The sequence below is a fragment of the Fibrobacter sp. UWB5 genome (assembly GCF_002210295.1).
Classification (GTDB): Bacteria; Fibrobacterota; Fibrobacteria; order Fibrobacterales; family Fibrobacteraceae; genus Fibrobacter.
The window spans coordinates 964493-976495 of sequence record NZ_MWQH01000001.1 but is presented as its reverse complement, the minus strand read 5'-3'; the positions used below and the strand labels follow the sequence as shown (position 1 = coordinate 976495).

8 protein-coding genes are annotated in these 12003 nt (G+C 51.8%); 4 read left to right on the top strand and 4 right to left on the bottom strand.

Annotation, left to right across the window (positions count from 1 at the left end; all coding sequences use genetic code 11):
* The first annotated feature begins 44 nt into the window (after positions 1–44).
* The 3 genes from B7989_RS04010 to B7989_RS04000 all read left to right on the top strand — a co-directional run bounded on the left by B7989_RS04010 (position 45) and on the right by B7989_RS04000 (position 4362).
* Positions 45–1007, top strand: a complete 963-nt coding sequence (locus tag B7989_RS04010; RefSeq protein ID WP_088627292.1) for a lysylphosphatidylglycerol synthase transmembrane domain-containing protein — start codon at positions 45–47, stop codon at positions 1005–1007.
* Between the two features lie 65 nt (positions 1008–1072).
* Complete coding sequence (locus B7989_RS04005) at positions 1073–2887, top strand: hypothetical protein (RefSeq protein WP_088627291.1); 1815 nt, start codon at positions 1073–1075, stop codon at positions 2885–2887.
* Positions 2888–3003: 116 nt separating this feature from the next.
* A complete protein-coding gene (locus B7989_RS04000; protein ID WP_088627290.1) occupies positions 3004–4362 on the top strand; it encodes a hypothetical protein in 1359 nt (452 codons plus the stop codon).
* Between the two features lie 83 nt (positions 4363–4445).
* Here the strand turns inward: B7989_RS04000 and B7989_RS03995 are convergent, their stop codons facing one another.
* The 4 genes from B7989_RS03995 to B7989_RS03980 form a co-directional block, all read right to left on the bottom strand.
* On the bottom strand, positions 4446–5477 hold the full coding sequence (locus tag B7989_RS03995; RefSeq protein ID WP_073318184.1) for an NAD(P)H-dependent glycerol-3-phosphate dehydrogenase: 1032 nt from the start codon (positions 5475–5477) through the stop codon (positions 4446–4448).
* A gap of 42 nt (positions 5478–5519) precedes the next feature.
* On the bottom strand, positions 5520–6155 hold the full coding sequence (plsY, locus tag B7989_RS03990; protein ID WP_158212862.1) for a glycerol-3-phosphate 1-O-acyltransferase PlsY: 636 nt from the start codon (positions 6153–6155) through the stop codon (positions 5520–5522).
* Positions 6088–7530 (bottom strand): ribosome biogenesis GTPase Der, encoded by a 1443-nt coding sequence (gene der, locus B7989_RS03985; protein ID WP_088627288.1) that lies wholly within the window; start codon positions 7528–7530, stop codon positions 6088–6090. The genes plsY and der overlap by 68 nt, the downstream gene beginning before the upstream one ends.
* An 80-nt stretch (positions 7531–7610) precedes the next feature.
* Entirely contained in the window at positions 7611–10601 is a 2991-nt protein-coding gene (locus B7989_RS03980; protein WP_088627287.1) for a CotH kinase family protein, read from the bottom strand.
* 142 nt (positions 10602–10743) lie between these two features.
* Between B7989_RS03980 and B7989_RS03975 the strand changes: the two genes are divergently transcribed.
* Positions 10744–11955, top strand: a complete 1212-nt coding sequence (locus tag B7989_RS03975; protein WP_088627286.1) for a glycoside hydrolase family 18 protein — start codon at positions 10744–10746, stop codon at positions 11953–11955.
* Positions 11956–12003 lie beyond the last annotated feature (48 nt).

The window sequence follows — 12003 nt, the reverse complement described above, 5'->3', positions numbered from 1 at the left end:
GGCAAATATAAATTTTTTTATCAAAAATACTATTATTGTGCTCAATGGCAACCGATAAAACAGCTACCAAGCTCTTTGCAAAGCGTTTATTCCAGCTTATCGTAAGCGTGGGAGGATTCGCCTATATCTTTTACAAGGTGCCATTTTCAAGCGTCGTAGACAATTGGAGCCTTTCGATGACTCCTTGGATCCTTTTGATGCTTGTCGCCGCGAACTTGATTATGCTTATCCAGGCGAACCGTTGGAAAGGTCTTTCGGTACAAGGGCCCGAAATTCCGTTCAAGACTTACTACGCCTACACCGCCATGGGGTACTTTTTCAATAACCTGCTGCCTACGGGTTTCGGGGGCGATGCCGTCAAGTCGCTTGCTTTCGGCAAAAAATTCAACCAGACGAGCCAATCGATTTCGGCGGTACTCCTGTCGCGAATCCAAGGGCTATTGGCCATGTTCCTGTGCTTCTTTATAGCACTCCCCTTTGCTTTAAGCCAGATCGAGGTCCCTTTCGCCTACACCCTGGTTATGATTATAGCGATGCTGGTTTGCATGGTATTTGTGATTCTTTGCCTGTTTTCGGACAAGGTCCCCGTTCCGGCCGTCATTTTGAACAAACTCACGTTCATTCCCAAAATGCAGAAGAGCCTGTCTATTTATAGACAATACAAAAAGCAGGTCTTGCTTTCGTCTTTGGATTCCCTGTGGCTGCAGCTTTTGACCCTTTTTATGGCCTACGCCTACTTTAGAGCGGTGGGTCAAACGATTGACATCAGCATTCTTGTCGTTTTCACAAGTATTACTATAGTCATTTCGATGCTCCCGGTTTCTTTGAACGGAATCGGCGTGCGCGAAGGCGTTCAAGTCGCCCTATTTACCGGGATTCTCGGAATTCCCGCCCCTGTCGTGCTTTCGGCCGGACTTTTGGGCTACATTCCGTTACTTTTCCAGGCTTTACAGGGGGCCGTTGTACTTTTGGCGGCAAAAAACAACACTTTGTCCAAAAATAATTAAAATTTCTTTACATCTTCTGTTTTTTTTGTTATCTTAGTAAACAAATAAAATGGAGGAACTCATTCATGGGATTTTCAAACAAACTCTTTGTCTGCGCATTTGGCGCCATGTCTCTTTTGGCTGGCTGCGGCAGCAGTGGTTCTAACGACGACAAGCCCTCGAGCCCGGCAGCAGATACGCCCGACACCCCTAGTTTCAATGTTTCCGGTTGCCAGGAAATGACCGACGCCAACGCCCAGGCCCAGCTTGAATCGGCCAAGGCAAACATCGTAGACATTCTACAGAGTTTGGGCGAAGGTGATTTCCACAATGCCCAGGTGATTAGTGCCCAGACCAAGGCCACCTTCAAGTCCGTTCTCGACAAATACCCCGCCAGCTGCGAAGCCCAGCTCGGCTACGCCCTCGGAATCGTGACCGACCTTGTGAACAACAAGGAAATCAAGGGATTCATCGACACCGTGAGCAACAAGAACGACCTTGTCGACATGAATGTCAATGACTACAACAGGCTCCTCATGACCGCCGACGGCAAGCTCCTTACAAGCGTTGCCCAGACCGCCATGGCAGAGGCGATTCCCTCCTTGGATTCCGCAATCATCTACATGCGAAACATTGTCAACAACAAGGACTTTACTTGCAAGTACACCTACAAGGACCGCACCTTTGAACTGGACCGCGGCGAATTTGCTCCGGCACTTGCAGGTCTGTTCGTTGCAAAGGCAGCCCTTACGCTTGGCGCCAGCATGAACATCGATTTCTCGGAAAACGGCAACTACGACTGGATGAACGACTTGGAGAACTACAACGAATTCGAGACCTCGAAAGTCAGCATGCGTCAAGTCGAAAGCCTCTTGAACAAGAAGAGCTCTTTCACGACCATTTACGACAGTTGGAAGTCTAGCTACAAGAACATCCCGAACTTGCTGGACAGCGCCATTTCTTACGTGGAACTCGGCCTGCAATACGGCATTGAAGAATCCAAGCTCGGCACCGCCACCCAGACGAACGACCCCTACATTGTAGGCGATGGCGAAATGTCTGATGTAAGCGTCAAGGATTTCCAGAAGGCTATTGATTCTCTGGAATACTACCGCCAGGGCCTGCGCACCGGCGTCGAAGTCACGCTGCCGCAAGGTTCCAAGATTACCATCAATGTCGCAAAGTTCTTTGAAATCACCGACGGGTTCCAAGAATACCTGCCGTACCATCATGTCAACGATCCCTCTGTATGGTTCAAGCCGGATCAGGGTTATGGTTGGGCAGACATCTTGACCGGCAAGGCTTACGCCGAACACGAAATCGGTGTTTCCATCATGAGCGAACTTTCAAAGACCATGACTCTCACGGGCTTCCACGCATGGGTGAGCAGCTATTATTCTTGGTATTACGAAGACGTCCCCGCAGTCCCTGAAGTATGCATGGACATCGAAGACGCAAACGACTACTACTATAACTGCTACACAGCGACCGTCAACAACTGCACGGTTACCTTCACCATTACTGAAGACTCTTACAGAAGCAACGATCTAGAATTCGTTCCTTCGCCGGTAAAACTGAGTTCTGAAGTTTGTAAGGTTGAAAACGGAGTTTCCAAGTTCGCGACGGCTTACCAGTACCAGTCCGAAAACTACTTCTACTTCACCGACGCTAGCGGTAAAAAGACAGTTTCCCTGCAAGGTCTCGACAACGGTTACCTTGAAGGCAACGTCATCAAGGACTACTCCGCTCGCGACTTGAGCAAGCTCATCTACTTCCCGGACTTTACTTTTGGCGGCGTGTTCCCCGGCATGACGGCTGAAAAGTTCTGGAACATCATCATCACCGAATCTGAAGAAGATGAAGATGACTACTATGAAGGCGTCTGGAATTTCGCTGACTAAAACAATTCGTGAAGTTCTCAGTTAAAATACTGTTTTTTATTGGGGTCGCAAGCATTGCGGCCCATTCTTTCAGTAATGTAGGTTTCGCCGATTGCAGCGGACTATTCTTGTTGCACATGAGCGACAAGCAGTTTTCGGCAAGGCAATGCGGAGTCCACGATTCCTTTGAAGCAGAAAACCTGAAAGTCTATGGCGACCTGCGCCACATTACCTACCAAGGGCGCTACAGCGAAAAAAAGGACCATTGGGACGCCAAGGGTATCAACAGCCTGGACATTGCTAACGTCGGCTTTGAAAGCCGATTCAAGTACATCACCCTCGGTGTCGATGTCAGCAGTTTACCCTTTATCAAATCAACGCTTGCCATACACCGATCCGACTCGCTGTTCCGCGTCGGCACAAGCATTGGCCGCGGGGTTGTTGACTTGGGCGACATTAAGTGGGCGTCCGAAGACTACAGCAGCATCGTTCCCGAGATTTCAGTAAGCTGGGAATCGCACCTGTTCTACCGGAACCTTTCGGCTGAATTCAATCCGGGAATCCACCATTTGGGAGTATCGGGAACGTACTTGCAGTCGTCGCCAAGAAACCCGGACAAAGAATACTACGTCAGAGATTCGATTAACGTTCTTTTAGTGCACGGAGAATACGGTACAACCCTCGGCAAGAATCATTTGCAACTTGGGTATTCTTTTGCCGACGCCAATGCACGCCTGTACGGGATTTTCCAGCAGGAAGAAAGCCGCAAACGCTTTATGTACCTTCCGGTTGAGGCAAGGCTCCACCTGATTCAAGCCGGATGGCAATACGGCAGCTTGAATACGAACTTGAATTACGCCCACCTTACGGGCAAACTAAAAGCCAACCAAGACCGTTTTTACGAATCGCTTGCGCCCAACAGGGCTCTCCCCACCTCCGTCTTGAAATCGCTGTCGTTTAGCTTTTTACAGAAATTGTTCCGGATTGACGCCGACCTTGACGCAAGCGGAATCTTTGGCGGAGCCTTTTACCAATGGCATTTCGGGAATAAGTATTCCATTAACCCCAACGCAGGAATCGAAGCGTATTACGCCAGCGGCACTCTCGACATCGACAAGAAAATCGAAACACTGATCTTGGTAACCTACAACGAGCAACACGAAATCTACACGCGAGAACTCAAGAGTGCAGGCGGCGTGGCTTCGCTCGGGTTCGAGCTTCGCCGCGAAGGAAGAATCTCAATTGCCCTGGATTACGGCATTGCGCAATTGATTCCGGTATACATCAGCTACAAGGAATTCTTGCCCGACGACAAGGCAGATCCCGATATCGGCAATTCAGGTCAGGGTGGCTCCGGCAAAGGAGGCTCTTCCGGTTCCAAGGATTTCTGCAAACAGCAAGAATCCAAAAAGAAATCCGGCGACCTCGAAACAGAAAAAGGGGCCGCATTCCGTAACGGATTTGCGACCCACTTAAGATTATTATTAAAATTCTAAACGGGATGCTCAGTTGGTAGAACTTAGTTGGTAGAGCTTAGAAAAATAATCTAAGTTCTAAGCTCTAAATTCTAAGTTCTATACTACTCCCAGACTTCCGTCTTGAGTTCGCGGCCCCACATTTCCTTGATAACATCGTCCACATTCTTGCCTTCGAAAAGGAGGGCATGAACGGCATTCACGATCGGCATTTCGACACCGAGTTTGTCGGCGAGAGCCTTGGTGCTCTTGCAAGTCGGAACGCCTTCGGCCACCATCTTCATGCCGCCGAGGACCTGTTCGATGGTTTCGCCCTTACCGATGTGTTCGCCCACATAGCGGTTACGGCTATGCTGAGAAAGGCATGTCACAATCAAGTCGCCCATGCCGGCAAGGCCTGCGAAGGTTTCGGGCTTTGCGCCGAGAGCCTTACCGAGGCGGCACATTTCGGCCTGACCGCGAGTGAGAATGGCAGCACGGGTATTGTCACCAATCTTGTACTTGCCACCGGCTTCGAGGCCATAAAGCACGCCAGAAGCAATAGCAATCACGTTCTTCACGGAACCGCAGAGTTCCACGCCCACGATATCGGTAGAGGTGTAAACGCGCAGATAAGAGCAGCTCATGGTCTTCTGCACGAGCTTGGCAGATTCTTCGTTCACGCAAGCAGAAACAATCGCAGTAAGAATATGGCGGCTGACTTCTTCGGCATGCGACGGACCGCTAAAGGCAACCATTTTGTCTTCGGTGAGCCAAGGAACGTTTTCGAGCAAGACTTCGCTCATGAGCTGGTTCGTGCCTTCGAGAATACCCTTCGTTGCGCAAACCACCACCGGTTCCTTACCCTTGGCCGGAGTCCACTTGCCAAGATTCTTGGCGACACCGCCCATAAACTGGCTAGGCACCACGATCAGCACCATTTCGCAGCCTTCGAGGGCTGCATTCATGTCGGTCGTATACTTAAAGTCGGCCGGGAAAATTACGCCCGGAAGTTTATCCTTGTACTGGTGTTCCGTAGAAAGCAAGTCTACTTCGGCCTGGGAATTGGTCCAGAACATCACTTCATTCTTATTTTCGTACACCACCTGGCCAAGAGACAAGCCCCAGCCACCTGTACCTAAAACTGTAACCTTCATAATAAATCCTTACCTATCACTTTTTCCTATAATCTACAATAATTATGCCTTCGGGGTCTTGCGTTTGCTGCCAAAACCGTTTTCAGTGCCGTTCATAAGGCGCTTTATGTTGGATTTGTGCTTCACAATCACAAAAACGGCCACAATAAGGCAGGTAATCATCAGACCAAGGTTAATATCGTCGGGCGGGAACGGCAACTTGAGGTAGCCCATGACAGCAAACACACCGAGAGCCACACAGGCGGCAATACTGCCCACCGACACATACTTCGATGCAAACGTGAAAATGGCCCACACACCAAAAGCGCTAAGAGCCGTAATCGGGCAAAGGGCAAGGAACACGCCCAAGGCTGCAAGCACGCCCTTACCGCCGCGGAAACCGGCAAAGCAAGTAAAGCTGTGGCCAAGAATGACCAAGAGGCCTGCGACAAGCGGCACCCAATGGGAGTAGTCTGCACCACCGGCGGCCACCTGGGCTTCGCACATTCTCATGGCAATCCACGGTCCAAAAAAGCCCTTGAGCAAGTCAAGAAAAACTACCGGGAGTGCGGGTTTCCAGCCGAGCACGCGGAACGTGTTGGTGAGGCCCGCATTCTTGGAGCCGTAATCTCTAATGTCGAACGACTTTCCCTTTGCGATTTTTGCGATCCAGATCGCGCTGGGGATTGACCCCAGCAAGTACGCTATTGGAAGACTCAGTAAACTGTTCAAGATCTTCATCCTTTCTAAGGGTTAATTTCTGGTCGAAGTTCAAGCGGAGGGGTGCGCCCTGCAGCTGGAATTCTTCGTAAAACTGTTTGAGCAAGTAACGCTTGTAAGAATCGGCCACCAGTTCCGGCGTGCGGGTTTCAATCGCAATCACAGGGGGTTCGACCATAATCTGGCAGGCGCGAGTCAGCTGTACCACGCGGGCGTTCTGGCTCGGCACCGGATTCTTTTCCAAGAAACTTGCAAAGGCTTCGGCCACGCGGTCGCGGCCAAGCACGCGACGGCAGTTGGCATACACCGTCTGAATGGCCTGGACAATGCGGTTGACGCGCTGGCCTTCCTTGGCGCTTGCCGAAATGATCGGCACGTATTCAAGCATGGGTTCGCGTTCAAGCATTTCCTTGACCATGTGGTCAAAGGACTTTTCGGTCTTGTCCGGGAAGATATCCCACTTGTTGAGCACGAGCACCAGGCCCTTGCCGGCCTTGCGGATTTCGGTAATAATGCGGAAGTCCTGGACTTCGAGACCGCGAGTGCAATCGACCATGAGCACCGACACGTCGGAGCGGCGAATGCTTTCGAGGGTACGCATGTTGCTGAAAATTTCGACTTCGTCTTCGACCTTCGCCTTCTTGCGGAGGCCAGCCGTATCGGTCACCACGAACTTGACGCCATCGACCGCAAAGTCGCAGTCAATGGAATCGCGAGTAGTACCCGGAATATCGGACACCACAGCGCGGTCTTCGTTCAGCAGGCGGTTCAAGAGTGTACTCTTGCCGGCATTGGGGCGGCCGAGAATGGCAAAGCGAATCGGGCGTTCTTCGCGGCGTTCGCCACGAACAGGCGTCGGAAGCACGGCAATGACTTCGTCCATGAGCGAAAGACAGGCATAGCCCGTGAGCGCACTGATAGTACGCGGAAGCCCGAAGCCAAGCTTCAGGAATTCGTAGCTTTCTTGACGGTCGGCACCGTTTTCGCTCTTGTTCGCCACAAGAATCACCTTCTTGTCGAGCTTGCGGACCATGCGGGCAAACTGTTCGTCGAGCTTGGTAATGCCCACGCGGACATCGACCATGAAGAGCACCAGGTCGGCCTCTTCGACGGCGTTAAAAATCTGGGTGCGTACGCTATCGGCGAGCACATCGATGGAATCGTCCGGCAAGAATCCGCCGGTATCGACCACCGTAAATTCATGGCCCTTGTAATTCGCATTCTGGTAATGGCGATCGCGGGTCACACCATCGCGGTCAGACACGACAGCGGCGCGACGCCCCAAGATACGATTAAAGAGCGAGGACTTGCCCACGTTCGGGCGCCCTACTATACATACGACAGGTAATTTCATCGCATGTAAATATAGAAATTTAGCGGATAAATCCTAGTTGCAAAATACAAGAAAGCTCGGCCTTGGCCGAGCTTATTTTCTTACTTAAATGTTGCAGTGACGCTTGTCACTTCGCCCGGGGTAAACGTTCGGGTTGCCTCCTGAACGCCGTCGCTCCAGCCTCCGAATACGACTCCCGTGTTAGGCACCGCCGTCACGGTCACCTGGACATCTCTAAAGAAGTTCACCGCCATCGAGCTTTGGTCAAGCGCCAAGTTATGCACCAGAATATGGCCCGAGCCCTGCGTTGAAAGCGTTACCGGAGTGGGGTCGCCCAAGCTAAAGAACGTCGCCATTTCGCTCATGATTGTCTGCTGGCGGGTCTGAGCAAAGCTCTTGATCTTTTCGAGATTGCTCGACATCGAAGCTTCGTCGTAACCCCAGAAGGCTGCATCGCCTGCAACTTCGGCCTGCACCTGGGACTGCAAATCTTCGATGCGTTTCAGGAGCCTGTCGGCAGAAAAATTCATGGACAGAAGCACGCAGAAACGGTTGATGAACGCCTTCTTGAAACCTTCGTTTTCGAGCAAGCGGATCATGAGAATCGTGTGTTCCGAAATGGAGCCACCCGTCTGCTGGCCGCCACCCATACCCGGCATCATCCCCATGCCATTTGTACCGTTTCGATTGGTCACGTAGCTAAACACGTTGCCGTTTTGCGTATTGTAGCCCACGCCAAAACCGAAGTCGACATCGTACAGGAACCATTTCCATTTGCTCTTCTGGCTTGCAACACGCCACTTTTTCATGTTGTTGTGCGGCCAGTCGCCATTGTTCAGGAACATTTCGGCCTGCATGTAGTTCATGTAGTTGTCAACGTCTATCTGGTCTGCAATCTTCTGGTAGTTGGCATCGCTTGTGAGTTCGTTACTCTGGAGCCAATCCAGCATGTTCTTGTAATCGGTAGCAGAGCCTGCGCCCACTTCGTTCTGCGCATCAATGAGGTCAATGTCATTGGCGTCGAGACCATACTTGGTTTCGTAATAATATTCGTTATTGCGTTCGCGCAAATCGTGCACGCCGTAGTACGTGCCATTGTAATATACAACAACGTAACGGCCACGCTGGTAATCTACGCCAAGGCCTTCTGTCATCGAGGTTCCCAGGCGGTCGCGTACATAGTCATCACCGCAGTTGTTACCGAAATTTCGGAGCGAGAACGCCTTGAATTTCTTGAGTTCAGGGTAATCCGGGAACAGCGTGTATTTGAGTCGCTTGTCGCCGTATTCTTCGCGCAAGGTGATGGAGAACGATTTCTTTTCTTTAGCGCGGCTATACTGGCCCGAAATCTTGTAGTCGCCCATGATTCCAAAGGCAGGCGTCTTGGGAGAACCCGGTTCAAAGAGCTCCACATAGACGGGGAGTTCGCGGTTGCTCCAGAAGTTAGCACCCTTCTTCGGGTCCATCATGGCGGCACCGTTACCCGTCATGTAAAGGCCCGTATCGGGACTGAACATCGAGAGCGGATCCGTCGTGACAAACAAGGCGGCAACAGAAGGAGCCTGCCCGAAAACGTAAGTACGAATCACTTCGTTACTCGGGTAAGAGCCTTCGGTATAAACACGGCAACGAAGTACTGTTGTTGCGCTGATGTTCAAAGTTTGGTTGACCACCGGGGAATTCGCCGTAGGTTCGGTACCGCCCTGTTCGCAGCGAGTGCCTGCCGGGAACGTGACCGATACCGGTGACGAATAGAAACCGGAAGCCGGAATATTCACTTCGTTCGTCTGAGCCTGTTCAGCAAACACTTCGCCCACGGTATTGCCATAAGGCGAAGGCGTTGCAAAGCCCCATTTGCCTGCGGCATCGCGAGACCAGGAGGCGCCCGTAGGCACTGCAGAATAGCGCACGGAGTCCAGCACGCCTGTTTCGCTCACCAGGTAAAGTACACCGCCCCGGTCTTCGGCCTTGAAGGTCGTATGCGGTTCATGGCCGCGCTTGCGGGCAATGTAAGACGTAATCTTGATTGTTGTCGATTCGGAGCCCTGCGTTTCGGTCGCGAAAGTCGTCGCAGTCACATTGTTACGCTTGAGATCAGCCGCATTGTCGCCAAGGCGCACATAATAAACCGAGCTCGTATCGCCTGTACCGCGAAGATTCTTACCACCCCAAGCACTAATATCGTCGCCTTCTTTAAAGTTGACGCGAATCTTGTGAGTCTTGGTGATAAAACCACGAATCACGAGCTGGTCAGCGTCGCCAAGCTTTGCGCCGGAATTAACGACCACGCGGGTGTAAGAACCCCCTTGGGCCACCTTCATGACGGCGCCAATTTGGTTTGCGCCACCTTCGTTAAAGCAAAGCGAAGACTGTCCGGGCAAATTTTCGGCATTTCCGGTATTACCCGCCGCAGCAGCGCCACCGACTCCAGCGCCGGCACCACCGCCGGGGAATCCACCACCGAAATCTCCCATGCCGCCGCCCCAGTCACCCATACCGGGGAACGCGCCGAACCCGCCGGCAGAAGATTCCGAACTGCAATCGGTACCAATCATATTGACCGAATCCGAAGGCGGAATATAGTCGGCGTAGTTCTTGCCCGAAAGGAACACAATCATGTGACCCTTCGCAGGCACAGTCGCATCGCCAAAGACCCAACGACGCGGGTACTTGGCATCGTTACTCAAGGCAACGCCCTTCAGGCTTACCGGAGCATCGCTTGTATTGTAGAGTTCGAGCCAGCCGGGGTCATTGCCGTCGTTATCTTTAAAGTTTGCATTCGAGGGCGAAACTTCGGAGAAAATCACCGGGAAATTGCCGATAAACGGCACCGTCGTATCGATAGCAACCATGCCCGGGTCTTCACCCGGGAGCGGCCCTTCGTGGGAATCCGCCTTAGAAGACGAAGACAATCCCGTCTGAGGATTTGACGGATCGGAAACGGCTCCCGAACTTGCGGGAATCGGCTGACCGTCTTCACTTATAATTAATTCTGGACTCGTTCCAGAACTGCTACTGTCCGAGCAAGCCACCACACTCGCCAAGACCAAAGAAAACCATACATCCAAAAAAAGTAATTTTCTGGTCTTCATGCTCTAAAGATATATACCGGCCTTTGTAATTCATAGGTAAAAGATTGTTTAAGTGATGTAAGACACAACAACACAAATGCCTTTTTTCGCTTTTATTGAAGGAGTCGGGCAAAATCGTCCCAAAAAAAGTTATTTTCAGAATATGAAGAGAATCAAAATCGGCAAAATTTTCGCGACAGCCCTTTTCACCATCGCCGGAATTTCTACGGCGTGGGCAGCACCCCTGTTCATCGGCTATTACCCGGATTGGGGAAAATGGCATAAGCCCGCCTACACGGTAGACAAAGTCCCGTATGAAAAGTTGACGCACGTGCTGTGGAGCTTTATAACGCCGAACACGGACGGTTCACTTAAAGGCGATGCCGCTGACGACCCGAGCGCGCTTGATTCCATGGTAACGCTTGCGCATGATGTAGGCACCAAGGTTATCGTCTCGCTCGGCGGTGGCGGACAAAGCGAAAATTTCGTACCCGTCGCATCGGATGATGCGCTTCGCCAAAAGTTCATCGCGAACCTCGTGCAATTCGTCGCCGACCACAACTTGGACGGCCTCGACATGGACTGGGAATGGGAATACAATCCCGTGCCCGACGCCGACACCATCGCCTACAACAAGCTGCTCACAGAGCTCCGCGCCGCACTCCCCGAAGGCAAGAGCCTTTCAGCAGCGCTCCCCTGCTCGCAGTATTACGGGAAATACTTCACGCCCGAAGTCCTCGTGAAAAACCTGGACTGGCTCGGGTTCATGACCTACGATATCACCGGCGACTGGGACGAAAAAGCCATGTTCGATTCACCGCTCTACCCGCACGAAGGCTACACCACCTGGTCGTGGGAACAGACCCGTGACTACTGGAAAAAGCGCGGTGTCCCCACCGAAAAGATGGTCTTCGGCATTCCCTCGTTCGGATTTGAATTCAAGGGCGCAACGGGTCCCGGCACCGATTTTACCAAGGGCACGGCAAAGCAGGTCCCGTACAAGGACATCGTCGCGAACCCCGAATGGGAATTCTTTTTCGACAGCGTCTCCGTGTCACCTTACGGCGTCTCTTCAACCGGATACGTCACCTTCGAAGACCCGCATTCTTCTGCCGTCAAGAGCCGCTGGGTCAAGGAAAACGGCTATGCCGGAATCATGGTGTGGGAAGTCTCGCATGACTACATCGAAGGCACAGGCAACCCGATTCTCGACAGCATCTACATCGCACTGCAGGACGCGAACGCCGCCATCAGGCCAAAACACAACAAGGCCATGAGCAATGACAGGCGCAAAACCCGCGCCACCGATCTTAAAGGACGTAATGTTCCCCCAAAAGCCGCACGCGGGGCATATTATCCGGTAAACGGGAAATAAGTTCATATTTTTTACTTGACTCAAGCCATTCAACACGATAGATTTAGA